Here is a 16,175-nt window from a genome sequence, read left to right as displayed (position 1 = left end):
GCGTTATCCTTGACTGGAGAGAGGGGTGGCGGGGAGCGACAGGGTGAAGGTCGCGCCCTCGCCGAGCGCGCTCTGGCATTCCACAAGCCCGCCCATGCGGTAGGCGAGCGCGCGGACATGGGCGAGGCCGATGCCTTCGCCCGGCTGGTCCTGCGTGCCCGAGCGGCGGAACAGATCGAAGATGCGGTCGTGATCGCGCGGATCGATGCCGCGGCCATTATCGGCCACCTTGACGTCGATCCGGCCACGATGCGTCTCGGCCGAGAGGATGATGCGGCCGGGGCGGCCGGGCTTCAGATATTTGACGGCATTCTCGACGAGGTTGGACAGCATCTGCTCCACCGCCAGCCGGTCCGCGACCAGGCTCGGCATCGGCCGCACCACCTCGATCGTGGCGCCGATCGCTTCCAGCCGGTGCGCAAGCGAGGCGACGATGCCATCGGCGAGCGTGCCGAGATCGATCGTCTCGGGCGCGAGCACGCGCTTGCCCTCGCGCGAGAGCTTGAGAATGGCGTTGATCAGCCGGTCCATCTTCTGGGTGGAGCTGCGGATGAAGCGGATCGATTCGGGCAGATCCTCGCGCGCGGCCAGCCTTGCCTCCTCGCTGAGGATGGCGGGCGCCTCCGCCTCGGCGGCGTCCACCAGCGCCGCCAGCGGCTTGGTGGCGGCCTCCAGCTCGCCCGTGAAGCCCATCACATTGACGAGCGGCGAGCGCAGATCATGGCTGACGATATAGGCGAAGCGCTGGATCTCCTCGTTGGCGCGGGTGAGATCGCGCGTGCGTTCCTCCACCCGATCCTCGAGCTCGTCGTTCAGCTCCTCCACGCGCAGCCGCGCCTTGATCAGCCCGCTGGTATAGTTGCGCAGCGTGACGATGGAGAAGACGGCCACCACCACCAGCAGCACGGCCGCCACGCCCAGCGCGACGAACAGGATGGTGACGCTGCGCCGCTGCTCGGCGACACGGCGGTGAAGCAGCTGCTCCTCGATGAAGAGCATCTGCGCGGTCACCTGTCGCAGCGCGGCCAGCACGTCGCGGCTGCCATCCTCGTCGAAGCGCGCGCGCGCCGCCAGCGGATCGCGCAGCGCGAGCGCGAGCGAGGCCTGCATCATCTGGTCATGCTGGCGGATCAGCCGGCCCAGCTCTGCGCTGTTGGTCTGCTGCGCGGGATTGTCGACCGTCAGCCGCTCCACCTCCACCACCAGCCGCGGCAGCAGCCCCGCCGCCTGATCGTACAGCTGGCGGCGCGAGGGGGTGGAATCGAGCAGGAAGCCGCGCCGCGCCGCCTCCTTGCGCTCCACCGCCGTGCGCAGCGCGGAGATTCGCTGCTGGACGCGGTAGGTATGTTCCACCCAGCGGGCATGATCCTGCGCCTGGAGCACCGACCAGGCGGCCACGCCGGCGGCCACGAACAGCGCCAGAAAGCCGAGCAGCGCGCAGGTCAGAACCAGGCGCGAAACGCGGCGTTCGCTGCGGGCGGTTTCTTGAAGCGCGGTCAGCATTGCTGGTCGCGTAGCAAATTCATACCGCAGCGCAACGCCTTGCGTGGAGTTTCACCGGCAACCCCTTTATTTCCGCGCGCCATGCGACCATAGGCCCGCCAAAGCGCCGGGGTGCGCGCGAGGGCATTTGAGACATGGGTCCTGCGACGATGGACGCGACTGCGGGCCTGACCGGCGATCTCGGCGAGAGCCATGATCATGGCCAGGGCCAGAAGCTCAGCACCTTGGCGATCGGCGCGATCGGGGTGGTGTTCGGCGATATCGGCACGTCCCCGCTCTACTCGCTGAAGCTGAGCTTCGCCGGTCCGCACCCGCTGGCGCTGGACCGGCCGCACATCTTCGGCGTCCTCAGCCTGATCTTCTGGACGATGATGATCGTCGTGACGCTAAAATATGTGTTCGTCACGATGCGCGCCGACAATCAGGGCGAGGGCGGCAGCCTCGCCTTGCTGGCGCTGATCGTGCGCAACACGCCGGGCAAGCGCTGGACCAGCGGCATCATCCTGCTGGGCGTGCTGGCGACCGCGCTTTTCTATGGCGACGCCATCATCACGCCGGCCATCTCGGTCCTGTCGGCGGTCGAGGGGCTGGAGGTGGCGAGCCCCAGCTTCGCGCCCTTCGTGCTGCCGCTCTCGATGGTGATCCTGCTCGGCCTGTTCCTCATCCAGTCGCGCGGCACGGCGCGGGTCGGGCGGGTCTTCGGCCCCGTCATGCTCGTCTATTTCTTCGTGCTGGCGCTGCTCGGCGGCATCAACATCGCGCAGGATCCGAGCGTGCTGCTCGCGCTCAACCCGGTCTGGGCGGCGCGCTTCTTCCTCGCCGATCCGGTGCTGGCCTTTCTCGCGCTGGGCTCGGTAGTGCTGGCGGTGACGGGGGCCGAGGCGCTGTACGCCGATATGGGCCATTTCGGCCGCCGCGCCATCACTTTGTCCTGGCTGTGGGTGGCCTTTCCCTGCCTGATGCTCAACTATCTCGGCCAGTCGGCGCTGCTGCTCGACAATCCCGCCGCGATCGACAGCCCCTTCTACCGCATGGCGCCCGATTGGGCGCGACTGCCGATGGTGCTGCTCGCCACCTGCGCCACCATCATCGCCAGCCAGGCGGTGATCTCGGGCGCCTTTTCGGTGACGCAGCAGGCGGTGCAGCTGGGCTTTCTGCCGCGCCTGAAGATTACCCACACCAGCGCCGAGGCCGCCGGGCAGATCTTCATCCCGCTGGTCAATTGGGCGCTTCTCGGCTTCGTGCTGCTGCTCGTGCTCGGCTTCCGCAGCTCGGACAGCCTCGCCTCGGCCTATGGCATCGCGGTGACGGGCACGATGTTCATCACCTCGTGCATGCTGGGCGTGCTCGTCACCCAGGTCTGGCATTGGCGGCGGACGCTGGCGGCGCCGGTGATCGGCGCCTTCCTGCTCGTAGACGGCGCCTATTTCGCCTCCAACGTCACCAAGATCCCCGATGGCGGCTGGTTTCCGCTGCTGGTCGGGCTCAGCGCCTTCACCGGGCTGACGACCTGGGCCGATGGCCGCCGCATCCTGCGCGCGCGGCTGGCGGAAAGCTCGATGCCGCTCGAGACCTTCATCGGCTCGGCGACGCGCGCGGTGAAGCGGGTGCCGGGCACCGCCGTGTTCCTCAGCGCCTCGACCGAGGGCGCGCCCCCGGCGCTGCTGCACAATCTGAAGCACAACAAGGTGCTGCATGAGCGGGTGGTGATTCTGACGGTGAAGATCGTGGGTCAGCCCGTGGTCCAGGAGGAGCGCCGCGTCATGCCGGAGGATCTCGGCTCCGGCTTCCACCGGATCGTGCTGCGCTACGGCTTCATGCAGGATATCGACGTGCCCGCCGCGCTCGCCCGCAGCGGCGCCTGCGGCGCGCCGTTCAAGCTGATGGAGACGACCTTCTTCCTCGGCCGCCAGACGCTGATCCCGTCGGACCGGCCGGGCATGGCGATCTGGCGCGAGAAGCTTTTCGCCTGGATGGTGCGCAACGCCGAAAGCGCGATGGAATTCTTCAAGCTGCCGCCCAACCGCGTGGTCGAACTCGGCAGCCAGTTAGAAATCTGACCGCGCGACACATGATGTCGAAGCCGTAACACCTTCGCGCTTGCCAGCGCGGCGGGGCTGGTGTTCGGAACGCGCATGTCGCGCCGCCTTTTCCTGTTGCTGCCGCTCGCCCTCGCCGGGTGCGATCTTGCGCCCCACTATCGGCGGCCCGCGCCGATGATCCCCAGCCAATTCTCGCAAGGCCCCGCTTATCCGGCGCTGGGAGCGGGGGGCGATGTCGCGGCGATCGGCTGGCGCCGCTTCTTCACCGATCCGCGCCTCGCCACGGTGATCGGCATGAGCCTGGCGCATAATCAGGATATCCAGCTCGCGCTCGCCACCATCGCCCAGGCGCGCGCGCAATACCGCATCCAGCGCGCGGACCTGTTTCCCACGCTCGGCGTCGCAGCCAGCGCCAGCGGGCGCCGCACCGCCAGCAACGGCGCCAGCGCGGGGATCAGCGGCAGCGGGCTGACCGGATCGACCGGCACCGCAGGCACCGGCGTCACCACCGGCACGACCGGCACGGGCACGAGCACGGGAACGGGAACGGGCGGCACCAGCGGCAGCGGCAGCCTGATCGGCGCGACCACCGGCACCGCCGCCGGGCGGACGATCGAGACCTATGGGCTGACCGCCACCATCGCCTCCTGGGAGATCGATCTGTTCGGCCGTATCCGCAATCTCTCGCGGGCCGCGCTCGACCAATATCTCGCCACCCGCGCCGCGCGCGATGCCACGCAGATCAGCCTGATCGCCGAAGTCGCCACCGCCTGGCTGACCCTGGCCTCGGACCAGGACCAGCTGCGGCTCAGCCGGGAAACGCGCGCCGCCTATGCCGAATCGCTGCGCATCACGCGCGCCCAGTTCACCCGCGGCGTGGTGTCCGAACTGGACGTGCGGCAGGCGGACACGGCCTTCCAGTCGGCGCGCGCGGATGTCGCGCAGCGCACCAGCCAGATCGCGCAGGATCAGAATGCGCTCAACCTGCTCGCCGGCACCACCGTGCCCGCCGCGCTGCTGCCCGCCGCTTTGGGCGAGGCGCAGCCGACGCTCGCCGATCTGCCCGCCGGCCTCGATTCGGGCGTGCTGCTCAACCGCCCCGACGTGATCCAGGCGGAGGATCAGCTGCGCGCCGAAAATGCCAATATCGGCGCGGCGCGCGCCGCCTTCTTCCCCAGCATCTCGCTCACCGCCGCCGCCGGCACCGCCTCGGGCGGGCTGGCGGGCCTGTTCGCCGGCGGCAGCTGGTCTTGGAATGCGAGCGGCAGCGTCGTCCAGACGCTGTTCGATTTCGGCCGCCGCCGCGCCGAGCTGCGCTATGCCGAGGCCAGCCGCGACGCGGCGGTGGCGCGCTACCGCCAGGCGGTGCAGACCGCGTTCCGCGACGTTTCCGACGCGCTCGCGGTGCGCGGCACCATCGCCGAGCAGATCGCGGCGCAGGGCGCGCGCGTCGTATCGGCGCGCCGGGCGGCGCTGCTCTCCGACGCGCGCTACCGGGCCGGGATCGATCCCTATCTGACCGCGCTCGACACGCAGCGCACCGCCTATGCGGCGGAGCAGACGCTGGCGAGCACGCGGCTCGCGCGCGCGACCAACCTCGTCACCCTCTACACCGCGCTGGGCGGCGGGCTGCGTCCGGATGACGGCGCGGCCGATACCGGCTCAGCGCCCGCACCCGCTCCGCGCGCGCCGGGCGCTCAATAGGCCATTTCGTCGTAGATGCGGCGGATGTCGCCGCCCCAGGGGCCGTTGAAGCGCTCCAGCAGCAGATCGGCCGAGGTCCGGCCGCTGGCGACGATGTCGCGCAGCTCGGCGAGATAGCCGGTCTCGTCATCGCCCGCCGCGTTGAGGCGGCGGCGCGCGGCGAGGCCGTCATGCGCGATGGCGAGGATGCGGCGGCCCAGCTCCTGGAAGGTGCGGCCGCGCGGCCCCTGCGTGCGCAGGCCGAGCCGCGGCACCTGCGCGCGGATGCGGTGGTGATCCTCGATCGTCCAATGCTTCACCTCGTCCCAGGCGGCATCGAGCGCGTTGGGATCATAGAGCAGCCCCACCCAGAAGGCCGGCAGCGCGCAGATGCGGCCCCAAGGACCGCCATCGGCGCCGCGCATCTCGAGAAAGCTTTTCAGCCGCACCTCGGGAAAGGCGGTGGAGAGGTGATCGGTCCAGTCCGCCATGGTCGGCTTCTCGCCCGGCAGCACGGACAGGCGGCCATCGAGGAAATCGCGGAAGGAGAGGCCGGCGGCGTCGATGTAGCGGCCGTCGCGATAGACGAAGTACATCGGCACATCGAGCATATACTCGGCGTAGCGCTCATAGCCGAAGCCGTCCTCGAAGACGAAGGGCAGCATGCCGGTACGCTTGGGATCGGTATCGGTCCAGATGTGCGAGCGGTAGGAGAGGAAGCCGTTGGGCCGGCCTTCGGTGAAGGGCGAATTGGCGAACAGAGCGGTGGCGAGCGGCTGCAGCGCGAGGCTGACGCGGAACTTCTTCACCATGTCCGCCTCGCTGCCATAATCCAGATTGGTCTGGATGGTGCAGGTGCGGAGCATCATGTCGAGGCCGAGTTCGCCGACGCGCGGCATGTGGCGCAGCATGATCGCGTAGCGGCCCTTGGGCATGATCGGCAGATCGGCGCGGCTTTTGTCGGGCCAGAAGCCCATGCCGAGGAAGCCCAGGCCGAGCGCATCGCCAATCTCCTTCACCTGGCGGAGATGGCGTCCGGTTTCGGCGCAGGTTTGGTGGAGATTGTCGAGCGGCGCGCCCGACAGCTCGAACTGGCCGGCGGGCTCAAGGCTGATGCCGCCATCGGCGCCGGACAGCGCGATGATATGGCCATTCTCATAGACCGGTTCCCAGCCGAACTTGGTGAGGCCGATCAGCAGCGCATGAATGCCGCCCGGCTCGTCATAGCTGGGCGCGCGGTGGGAGTCGCGGAAGAAGACGAATTTCTCATGCTCGGTTCCGATCCGCCAGCGATCGGCCGGCTTCTCCCCCCGCGCGAACAGGGTGAGCAGATCGTCGCGGTGCTCGATGACGGGATCGGCGTCGGCGGTGGCGGTGCGGGTCGACATGCGCCGCGCCCTAGCTGCTACCGAGCGGTATGGAAAGCGCGATCAGCGCCAGTCGCCGGCGGCGGCCATCCACAGGCTGACGGCGGCGAGCGCGGCGGTTTCCGCGCGCAGGATGCGCGGCCCGAGCGACAGGCCGATCGCGCCCGGCACCGCGCGGATCGCGGCGCGCTCCTCGGGATCGAAGCCGCCTTCCGGGCCGATCAGGATCGCCGCCGGCCCCGGCGCGATCGCCCCGGCGAAGGCGTCGCCGCCGGTCTCGTCGGCGAAATACAGGGCGCGCCCCTCCGGCCACTGCGCCAGCAGCGTGGCGAGCTTCACCGGCTCGGCCAGCGCCGGTAGGGCGGTGCGCCCGCATTGCTCGGCCGCCTCGATCATATGCGCGCGCAGCCGCTCGGGGTTGAGCCGCTCGATCACGGTGCGCCGGGTCAGCACCGGCACGAGCCGGGCGACGCCCAGCTCGCACGCCTTCTCGGCCAGCCAGTCGATCCGCTGGCGCTTGATCGGCGCGGCGAGCAGCCAGAGATCGGGCACGGGCTCGCGCGGGGCGAGCTGGCCGGTGACATGGAGCCGCGCCGCCTTGCGGCTGCCCTCGCCCAGCTCGGCCGCCCATTCCCCGCTGCGATCGTCGAAGCAGCGCACGATCGCGCCCGGCTTCAGCCGCAGCACGGTGACGAGATAATTGGTGGCGGCGGCATCGAGCGTGAGGTCGCTGCCGGCGGCGAGCGGCTGGTCGACGAACAGGCGCGGCGCGCTCGCCGGCGGCCAGGCGGGGGTGGCGGGCATGGCCGCAGCCATAAGGCCTTGGCGGCGGCCTTGGGAAGATCGGATCGGCGCCTTGTCCGGCCCCGGCTCGGCAAAAGGGGCGCCGGATGCACCGGCGCCCCCTCTGTCCGTCCGCGAGGCCGGCCGCATCAGCTGGTCGGGCCCCCCGCCGGCATCGGCGCGGGCGCAGGCATCGGCGCGCCGCCGGGCGCGGCGCGGCGCTGGCGCTGCTGTTCCGGCGTCACGGTGATGCGGATGTCCTGGCCCGAATTGCCCGGGAAGCCGGTGAACATCGCGTCGATCAGATTGGGCACCAGCACCGTCAGATTGTCGGTGGTGGAATGGGCGCGCGCCCGGCCCTCGAACAGCTTCACGCCGTCGGTGCGGGTGATGTGCATGGCGAGATAGCTGGAATAGATGGTGTAGCTCTCCACGTCCGGGCAGCCGAAGCCGCCCCAGCCATAGCGCCAGCCGGGTCCGCCCCAGCCGCCCCAGCCACGGCCCCAGCCGCCGAAGCCACCGCCCCAGCCGCCCCAGCCGCCGCCCCAACCACCCCAGCCGCCACCCCAGCCGCCGCAATCGAAGCCGGGCGTGGTGGTGACTTTCTGCTGGCCGCGATCGACGCCATAATCGAGCTGGACGACCATGTCGGCCGGCCCCGCGCCTTCGATCGGGCGGTAGCCGAACTGCGCGAGATGGTGCGACACAAGGCTGGCATAGCTGCCGAACTCAAGGCCGCCCGCAAAGCGCGGGTTGGTCGGCACGATCCGGAAGGTCTGGCCCGTGGGCTCGGGCAGACGCTGGAACCGGGCGACGTTGGCGGTGAAGGTCTGCGCGCAGCCACCGGCGACGAGAAGCGCCAGTGGAGCGGCGGCGGCGAGAATTTTACGGGCAATCGTCATTGAGCATGACCTCTTGGGAGCGGATGGACCCCGCCAGCCGGATCGGCGCGCACAGTATCGACGAGGCGACCCGAACAGGCGATGAACGTATCACCCCGCAGCCGGTTGCTGCCGGCTTAATCCAAGTGCATCATAGGCGCCCGCGAGCATCGGCGCGGCGGCGTCGCGCGCGCGGGCGGCGCCGGCGGCGAGCAGCCGGTCCAGCTCGGCCGGGTCGCGGGCAAGCTCGGCCAGGCGCGCGCCGATTGGCCGCAGCGTCTCCACCAGCCGCTCCGCCAGCATCGGCTTGAACTGGCCGAAGCCCTGGCCGGCGTGCCGCGCCAGCACGTCCGCCACGCTCTCGTCGCCCAGCGCGGCATGGATGCCCACCAGGTTGCGCGCCTCGGGCCGGCCGTCCAGCGCCTCGGCCGTGTCGGGCAGGGGTTCGGGATCGGTCTTGGCCTTGCGGATCTTGGCGGCGATCGTGTCGACATCGTCGGTCAGATTGATGCGCGAGGCGTCGGACGGATCCGATTTGGACATTTTCGCCCCGCCATCGCGCAGCGACATGATCCGCGCCGCCGCCGGCGGGATGATCGGCTCGGGCAGGCGGAACAGGTCCACATGGTAATCGGTGTTGAACTTGGTCGCGATGTCGCGGGCCAGCTCGAGATGCTGCTTCTGATCCTCGCCGACCGGCACATGGCTGGCGCCGTAGAGCAGCACGTCCGCCGCCTGGAGCACCGGATAGGCATAGAGGCCGATCGAAGCGCCCTCGCGATTCTTGCCCGATTTCTCCTTGAACTGCGTCATCCGGTTGAGCCAGCCGATGCGGGCGGTGCAATTGAGCAGCCAGGCCAGCTCGGCATGGGCGGGCACGGCCGCCTGGTTGAACAGCGTGGCGCGCGCTGGATCCACCCCGGCGGCAATCAGCGCCGCCGCCATGGCGCGGACATTGGCGCGCAGCTCGGCGGGATCATTATAGACCGTGATCGCGTGGAGATCGGCGAGGAAGAAGAAGCAATCCCCGCCGGCGGCGGCGGTTTCGTCCTGCATCCGCACCCAATTGCGGATCGCGCCGAGATAATTGCCGAGATGCAGGTTGCCGGTGGGCTGGATGCCCGAGACGATGCGTGTCTTCATGGGCTGCGCATCGGCCAGCGGCCGCGCGGCGTCAAGCGCGGCGACGGCGCACCAGCGCGCGCAGCTCGGCCGGCCGCACCGCCCCGACCAGGAAGGCGCCGCCGAAATAGACCGCAGCGCCGATGCCGATCAGCAGCGTCAGCCCGATCAGCCGCGGCCCCAGCGCGCCGCCCACGAGCGGATCGACCAGCGGGTTCAGCAGGAGCAGCGCCACCGTCATCAAGAGCGTCGCCGCGAGCAGCCGCACCCCGCGCCGCCTGAGCCCGGCATCGACATGGAAATGGCCGCGCCGCCGCAGCGTGAGATAGAGCGCGCTGACATTGATCCACGAGGCGGCGGCGGTCGAGAGGGCGAGCCCGACCTGCGCGAGATGGGTGAGCGTGACCGTCGCGACGTTGAGCAGCAGGTTGCACAGCATCGCCGCCATGGCGATGCGCACCGGCGTCTTCACGTCGGCGCGCGCGTAGAAGCCGGGGGTCAGCACCTTGATCAGCACATAGGCGGGCAGGCCGAGCGCATAGGCGGTCAGCGCGGCGGCGGTGGCGCGCGTATCGGCCGGCGAGAAATGGCCCGATTGCAGCACCGCGCGGATCAGCGGCGTGGCGCTGACGGCGAGCGCGGCGGTGGCCGGCAGCGTCAGCAGCAGCGACAATTCCATCGCCCGGTTCTGGGTGGCGATGGCGCCGGCCTCGTCGCCGCCGCCGATCTGGCGGGACAGGCTCGGCAGGATCGCGGTGCCCACGCCGATGCCCACCAGCGCCAGCGGCAACTGGTTCAGCCGATCGGCATAATAGAGGTACGAGACGGTGCCCTGGCCGAGAAAGCCGGCGGCCAGCATGGTCGAGATCAGCTGGTTGAACTGCACCGCGCCCTGGCCGATCGCGGCCGGCCAGATCATCGCCAGGAGCGCGCGCACGCGCGGGCTGAGGCGCGGGCGGCGCAGGCGCAGCACCACGCCGGCGCGGCGGCACGACCAGATCAGCCAGCCGAGCTGGGCGACGCCCGACACGGTGACGGCGATCGCCTGGGTGTGCGCGGTGGCGATGCCGGTGCTGCCCCGGAAGAAGAGCAGCGCCGCGATCATGCAGATGTTGAGCAGCACCGGCGCCGCCGCATTCACCCAGAAGCGGTTGAGCGAGTTGAGGATGCCGCCCAGCAGCGAGACCAGCGAGATGAGCAGGAGATAGGGGAAGGTGATGCGGGTGAGCGTCACCGCGAGATCGAACTTGTCGGCGCCGCCGCCCTCGCGGAAGCCGAGCGTGATGAGCCACACGATCGGACGCGGAAAGGCCATGATGAGCGTGGTGAACACGCACAGAAAGGGCAGCAGCACCGAGAGCGCATCCTCGGCGAAGCGGATGCCGGCGGGCAGACCCGGCTGGCCCGTCGCCTCGGCCTCGCCGACGGTGCGGTTGAACATCGGCACGAAGGCGGAGGCGAAGGCGCCCTCGGCGAACAGCGCGCGGAACAGGTTGGGGAGCCGCCACGCGACGAGAAAGGCATCCGAGGCGAAGCCGGCGCCGACGAAATGCGCCATCAGCTGATCGCGCACAAAGCCCAGCACGCGGCTGACCAGGGTCAGGCCGCCGATCGTGGCCGTATTGCGGAGGAGGCTCATGGCCGCCGGTGCCGAGCCCCGCTCCGCCGAAAGGTCAGGCTTCGCCGGCCGGCGTGCCCATCGCCGCCTGCTGCTGCTCCAGCTGCTGGAAGTAGAGGCCGTTGAAATCGATCGGATCGAGCATCAGCGGCGGAAAGCCGCCGTCGCGCACGGCATCGGCCACGACGCGGCGCGCGAAGGGGAAGAGCAGGCGCGGCGCTTCGCCGAGCAGGAAGGGCTGCACCGCCTCGGGCGGCACGTTGCGGATGCCGAACAGGCCGCCGTAAAGCAGCTCGAGGCGGAAGGCGACGCCCTCGGCGCCCTCGGCGGTGATGTCGATCTTCAGCGTCGTCTCGTGCACATCCTCGCCGATCTGGCTGGTGGCGAGATTGAACTGGACGTCGATCTGCGGCTGGGCGGCCCAGGAATAGACATTGGGCGCGTTCGGATTCTCGAACGAGAAATCCTTCACATATTGCGCGATCATGCCGATCTGCGGCTGGGTGTCCTCGCCATTGGCGGTGAAATCGGGGGCCATCTCGTCGGCCATGATCGGCATCCTCAGCAAATTCAGAAGCTATGGCCCGAAGGCGGCGCCGGCCGGACCGTCGCCGCGCCTAGCAGGGCCGCCGGGCGGGAGCAATGCGCGACGGAACGCCGGGCCGGCGCCGCGCATTTGTAACGTCGACGCCAAACGACTATGTAGGGTGTGGGCGAGACTCCGTCGCAAGCCGCGGCGGGTCTGGTCCGGCAATTTCGATGTGAGCGCGTTATTGGCCCGGCGCATGGCCGGAGCGGAGGTTCGGTGCCTGAGATCATCATCCTGGCGTGTGTCGCGCTGTTCGTGGGGCTGCGGCTCTATGCCGTGCTCGGACGGCGCACCGGCCATGAGCAGCAGCCCATCGCCAAGCCGGCCGAGGCGCAGCGCGGCACGCTGCTCGCGCGGCCGGCGGCCGAGCCGCTGGGCGATCGCAAGGCGATCGAGGCGCCGTCCGCCGCGCTGATCGATCCCGCCGCGGTGGAGGGCGTGCGCGCCGTCGTCGCCGCCGATCCGCATTTCGACGTCAGCCTGTTCCTGGATGGCGCCCGCTCAGCCTATCGCCAGACGCTCGAGGCCTTCTGGGCGGGGGACGAGGCGGTGCTGGCCAAGCTGGTGGCCGAGGATGTGCTCGCCGCCTTCACCGATTCGATCGCCGCGCGCACCGCCGCCGGCGAGACGCTGGAGAATCGCCTGATCGAGATCGAGCGGGCGAGCATTGCCGGCGCCGGCGTCGCCGGGCAGACCGCGATCATCACCGTCCGCTTCGATGCCGACATCGCCGCCATCACGCGCAATGCGGCGGGCGAAGTGGTCGCCGGATCGATGAGCGACGCGGTGCAGACGCACGATCTCTGGACGTTCAGCCGGCCGGTGCGTGCGGCCGATCCCAACTGGCTGCTGATCGAGACCGACGAGGCGGCATGATCCGCCAGGCGCGGGCGGCCCCGCTCGCCGCGCTGCTGGCGCTGGCGGCCTGCGTATCGCCACAGGCCGGGCGCATCGCGCCGCCGCCGGTGCATCCCGCGCCGCCCGCCGCCGCGCCGCCGCCGCCCGCCGGAGCGGGCACCACCGCGCTCCAGGCGGGCGTCGCCGCCGGGCCGGCGCTGGCGAGCCTGCCGATCGATCCCAGCCGCGCGGGCGCCGCGCTCGCCGCCTTCCGCCTGTCGTGCCCGGCGCTGGTGCGCCGCACCGACGCGAGCGGCCTGACCCGGGGCGCCGATTGGCAGCCCGCCTGCGCCGCCGCTTCGGGCTGGCCCGATGCCCAGGCGCTGGCCTTTTTCGCGCGCTTCTTCGAGACCGCGCGGATCGGCGACGGCCAGCTGTTCGCCACCGGCTATTACGAGCCCGAGATCGCCGGCAGCGCCACCCCGCAGCTCGGCTATGATGTGCCGATCTACGGCGTGCCGGACGATCTTGTTGAGGCCGATCTTGGCCAATTCTCGCCCGACCTGCAAGGCCGCAAGATTCGCGGCCGGATCGACGGGCGGCGGCTCGTGCCCTATCCCGATCGCCGCCAGATCGAAGAGCAGGGGCTTGGCGGACACGCCCCGATCCTCGGCTATGCCGCCGATCCCATCGCCTTCTTCTTCCTTCAGATTCAGGGATCGGGCCGGGTCCGGCTCGCCGATGGCGGGCTGCTGCGGATCGGCTATGCCGGCCAGAACGGCCAGAGCTATACCGGCATCGGCAAATGGATGCTCGCGCAGGGCCTGCTCGCGCCGGGCCAGGCTTCGATGCAGGGGATAGTCGGCTGGCTCCACGCCCATCCCGACCAGGCCGCCGAGGTGATGCGGCAGAACCGCAGCTATGTCTTCTTCAAGCCGCTGACCGGCCCGGGGCCGCTGGGCGCGCTCGGCGTGCCGGTGACGGGCGGGGTCTCGGTCGCGGCCGATCCGCGCTTCGTGCCGCTGGGCGCGCCGCTCTGGCTCAGCGCCGATCGCCGCGAGGCGGCGGGCCTGTGGATCGCGCAGGATACGGGCGGCGCGATCAAGGGACCGAATCGGGTTGATACCTTCTGGGGTGCGGGCGCCGAGGCCGAACGGGTCGCCGGCGGCATGGCGGCACGCGGCACCGCGTTGCTGCTGCTGCCCCAGGGCACGCTGGCCCGGCTTGGCGCCGATGCGCGACCGGCCGCTCGCTCCTGACGAGGCCGCGCTGTGGCGCCGCGTCGCCGCCACCGTCCGGCCGCTGAAGGGGCGGGCGGGGGTGTCCGCGCCCGCCGCCAAGGCGGAGCCGGCCGCGACCGCGCCAGACGCCGCCGCCCCGACAAGCCCGCCGGCCGTGCCCGCCCCGCCCGCGCTGGCGCGCGCTCGCCCTGCGCCCGCCCCGCCGCGCCTCTCCAACACGCTTGACGGCGGCTGGGACCGGCGCCTCGCGCGCGGCGCCGCCGCCCCCGATTATGTGATCGATCTTCACGGCCATGGGCTCGCCGCCGCGCATGCTGCGCTCGATGCCGGGCTGGCGCGCGCCACCGCCGCCGGCGCGCGGCTGGTGCTGCTCGTCACCGGACGGCCGCCGCCGCCGGGCCGCAGCCGCATGGACGATCCGCTGCGCGGCGTGATCCGCGCCTCGGTGACGGACTGGCTCCACCATTCGCGCCACGCCGCCGCCATCGCCGCGATCCGCGCCGCGCATCCCCGCCATGGCGGCGCGGGCGCGCTCTATCTCGTGCTCAGGCGAGCGCGCGTCTGAGCAGCTCTGCGTAGATGGCGGTAAGCGCGTGGAGATCGGCCACCGCCACCGCCTCGTCCAGCTTGTGCATGGTGGCGTTGGTCAGGCCGAATTCGACGGTGGGCGCGAGCGCGGACAGGAAGCGCGCGTCCGAGGTGCCGCCGCTGGTGGAGAGTTCCGGCACGAGCCCGGTCACCGCCGTCACCGCGTCCGCGACCAGGGCGGAGAGCGGGCCGGGCGCGGTGAGAAAGGCCTCGCCCGAGATCATCGCCTCCACCTCCGCGCGCGGCGCCTCCTCGAGCGCGATGCGGCGGATCGCCTCGGCCAGGTCGGCGCCGCTCTGGAGCGTGTTGAAGCGGATGTTGAGCCGCGCCGCCGCCGCGCCGGGGATGATGTTCGTGGCGGGATTGCCGACCACAAGCTCGGTGACTTCGAGATTGGAGGGCTGGAACCAGTCCGTCCCGCGGTCGATCTCCCAGGTTTGGAGCCGCGCCAGGATGCGCACCAGCCGCGCCACCGGATTGTCGGCGAGATGCGGATAGGCGACATGGCCCTGGGTGCCGGGTACGCGCACCCAGGCGTTGATCGAGCCGCGCCGGCCGATCTTCATCATGTCGCCCAGCCGGGAGCTCGACGTGGGCTCGCCCACCAGGATCATGTCCGGCCGCAGGCCACGCTCGGCCAGCCGCGTCATGATCGCGCGCGTGCCATGCACCGCCGGCCCTTCCTCGTCGCCGGTGATGAGCAGGCTGATCGTGCCGCGATGTTCGCGCACGCGATCGGCGGCGGCGACAAAGGCGGCGAGGGCGCCCTTCATGTCCACCGCGCCGCGTCCGTAGAGAAGATCGCCGCGCCGCGTGGCGGCGAAGGGCGGATCGGTCCAGCCCTCGCCCGGCGGCACGACATCGCTGTGCCCGGCAAAGGCGAAGTGCGGCCCGTCGCCCTGGTGGCGCACCGCGATGAGATTGGGGACGGGACCATGCGGCGCCGCGCCGGCGGCGAACCGCTCCACCGCGAAACCCTGCGCCGACAGCCACTGCGCGAGGAGCTGCTGCGCGCCGCCCTCCTCGGGGGTGACGCTGGGACAGGCGATGAGTTCGGCGGCGAGGCGGACCGGATCGAGCGCAGTCATGACGCTCAGGCGGCGGCGCCGGGCGCGGCTTCGAACTTCTCGATCACCCAATCCTCGGCCTGGGCGTCGGCGATCCAGTCCTGCAGGAAGGGATGCTCGAACACCGCCTGGAGATAGGGCAGCGCGAAGCGCGGGGTCGGCAGCCCATAGGTGACGAGCCGGGTGCAGACGGGCGCGAACATGATGTCCGCCGCCCCGAACGCGCCGAACAGGAAATCGCCGTCGCCGCCGAAGCGCGCGCGCGCCTGCGCCCAGAGTTCGAAGAGGCGCGCGAGATCGGCCTGCACCGCCTCGGAGGGCGGCACCGGCGCGTAGCGGCGGCGGATGTTCATGCTGTGCTCGCGCCGCAGCGCCGCGAAGCTGCTGTGCATCTCCGCCGCCATCGAGCGCGCCATCCCGCGCGCGGCGGGATCCTCGGGCCAGAAGCGCTCGCGCCCGACGCGATCGGCCAGCCAATCGACGATGGCGAGCGAATCCCACACCACCGTCTCGCCATCCCACAGGATCGGCACCTTGCCGGAGGAGGGCGCGAATTCGGCGCCCTCGCGCCGCCGGTCCCAGGCCTCGTCATAGAGGGGAACGGTGATTTCCTCATAGGGCAGGCCCGATTGGCGCACCGCCAGCCAGCCGCGCAGCGACCAGGAGGAATAGGCCTTGTTGCCGATGATGAGCTTGAGCATGAGGCCGCCTCCTCGCCAGGAACAGGGCTTGTCCCTGCGTCAGGCGCGCGCGAAAGGGAAGCGCTATCGCACGGGCGACGCGGGCAGGGCGGCGGCGGGCCGGGCGCCCGGCGGCAAGGCCCGGCGCACCGCGCGCGCGCCGGGCTCCGTGAA

General features: G+C 70.9%; 14 protein-coding genes. 5 read left to right on the top strand and 9 right to left on the bottom strand.

All coding sequences use genetic code 11. The annotated features are described in order from the left end of the window. Window positions 1-3 precede the first annotated feature (3 nt). The gene (locus tag LHA26_RS05705) at window positions 4-1,503 is read right to left on the bottom strand and encodes a sensor histidine kinase (RefSeq protein ID WP_252167769.1); all 1,500 of its coding nucleotides are present in this window, start codon (window positions 1,501-1,503) and stop codon (window positions 4-6) included. 149 nt (window positions 1,504-1,652) lie between these two features. On the opposite strand from LHA26_RS05705, the gene LHA26_RS05700 reads away from it, so the two are divergent. Continuing rightward, window positions 1,653-3,563: a potassium transporter Kup gene (locus tag LHA26_RS05700; RefSeq protein ID WP_252167768.1), complete on the top strand. Its 1,911-nt coding sequence runs from the start codon at window positions 1,653-1,655 to the stop codon at window positions 3,561-3,563. A gap of 75 nt (window positions 3,564-3,638) precedes the next feature. Further along, window positions 3,639-5,249 carry an efflux transporter outer membrane subunit gene (locus tag LHA26_RS05695; RefSeq protein ID WP_252167767.1) on the top strand — a complete coding sequence of 537 codons (1,611 nt, stop codon included), beginning with the start codon at window positions 3,639-3,641 and terminating at the stop codon, window positions 5,247-5,249. Here LHA26_RS05695 and LHA26_RS05690 read toward each other — a convergent pair. The 6 genes from LHA26_RS05690 to secB form a co-directional block, all read right to left on the bottom strand. Then, window positions 5,243-6,616, bottom strand: a complete 1,374-nt coding sequence (locus LHA26_RS05690) for a glutamate--cysteine ligase (protein ID WP_252167766.1) — start codon at window positions 6,614-6,616, stop codon at window positions 5,243-5,245. The genes LHA26_RS05695 and LHA26_RS05690 overlap by 7 nt on opposite strands. Before the next feature lie 42 nt (window positions 6,617-6,658). Continuing rightward, window positions 6,659-7,399, bottom strand: a complete 741-nt coding sequence (locus LHA26_RS05685) for a 16S rRNA (uracil(1498)-N(3))-methyltransferase (protein ID WP_252167765.1) — start codon at window positions 7,397-7,399, stop codon at window positions 6,659-6,661. Window positions 7,400-7,527: 128 nt separating this feature from the next. Continuing rightward, a complete protein-coding gene (locus LHA26_RS05680; RefSeq protein ID WP_252167764.1) occupies window positions 7,528-8,280 on the bottom strand; it encodes a DUF4136 domain-containing protein in 753 nt (250 codons plus the stop codon). A gap of 90 nt (window positions 8,281-8,370) precedes the next feature. Further along, on the bottom strand, window positions 8,371-9,402 hold the full coding sequence (trpS, locus tag LHA26_RS05675) for a tryptophan--tRNA ligase (protein ID WP_252167763.1): 1,032 nt from the start codon (window positions 9,400-9,402) through the stop codon (window positions 8,371-8,373). Window positions 9,403-9,433: 31 nt separating this feature from the next. Continuing rightward, window positions 9,434-11,020, bottom strand: coding sequence for a murein biosynthesis integral membrane protein MurJ (gene murJ / locus LHA26_RS05670; RefSeq protein ID WP_252167762.1), 1,587 nt, complete (start codon window positions 11,018-11,020; stop codon window positions 9,434-9,436). Between the two features lie 34 nt (window positions 11,021-11,054). Then, window positions 11,055-11,549, bottom strand: a complete 495-nt coding sequence (secB, locus tag LHA26_RS05665) for a protein-export chaperone SecB (protein WP_252167761.1) — start codon at window positions 11,547-11,549, stop codon at window positions 11,055-11,057. A gap of 255 nt (window positions 11,550-11,804) precedes the next feature. Between secB and LHA26_RS05660 the strand changes: the two genes are divergently transcribed. From LHA26_RS05660 to LHA26_RS05650, 3 genes are read left to right on the top strand one after another with little or no spacing between them, the layout of a single operon-like run. Next, the gene (locus LHA26_RS05660; RefSeq protein ID WP_252167760.1) at window positions 11,805-12,464 is read left to right on the top strand and encodes a Tim44/TimA family putative adaptor protein; all 660 of its coding nucleotides are present in this window, start codon (window positions 11,805-11,807) and stop codon (window positions 12,462-12,464) included. Beyond that, window positions 12,461-13,684, top strand: coding sequence for a murein transglycosylase A (gene mltA / locus LHA26_RS05655; protein ID WP_252167759.1), 1,224 nt, complete (start codon window positions 12,461-12,463; stop codon window positions 13,682-13,684). The genes LHA26_RS05660 and mltA overlap by 4 nt, the downstream gene beginning before the upstream one ends. Continuing rightward, window positions 13,659-14,231 (top strand): Smr/MutS family protein, encoded by a 573-nt coding sequence (locus tag LHA26_RS05650; protein WP_252167758.1) that lies wholly within the window; start codon window positions 13,659-13,661, stop codon window positions 14,229-14,231. The genes mltA and LHA26_RS05650 overlap by 26 nt, the downstream gene beginning before the upstream one ends. On the opposite strand, the gene dapE is transcribed toward LHA26_RS05650, so the two are convergent. Next, complete coding sequence (gene dapE, locus LHA26_RS05645) at window positions 14,212-15,342, bottom strand: succinyl-diaminopimelate desuccinylase (protein WP_252167757.1); 1,131 nt, start codon at window positions 15,340-15,342, stop codon at window positions 14,212-14,214. The genes LHA26_RS05650 and dapE overlap by 20 nt on opposite strands. A 5-nt stretch (window positions 15,343-15,347) precedes the next feature. Next, window positions 15,348-16,022 (bottom strand): glutathione S-transferase family protein, encoded by a 675-nt coding sequence (locus LHA26_RS05640; protein WP_252167756.1) that lies wholly within the window; start codon window positions 16,020-16,022, stop codon window positions 15,348-15,350. Window positions 16,023-16,175 lie beyond the last annotated feature (153 nt).

The organism is Sphingomonas morindae, from assembly GCF_023822065.1.
GTDB classification, from domain to species: Bacteria; Pseudomonadota; Alphaproteobacteria; order Sphingomonadales; family Sphingomonadaceae; genus Solisphingomonas; species Solisphingomonas morindae.
The sequence above is the reverse complement of the archived record's forward strand: the minus strand, read 5'-3'. Positions and strand labels throughout refer to the sequence as shown.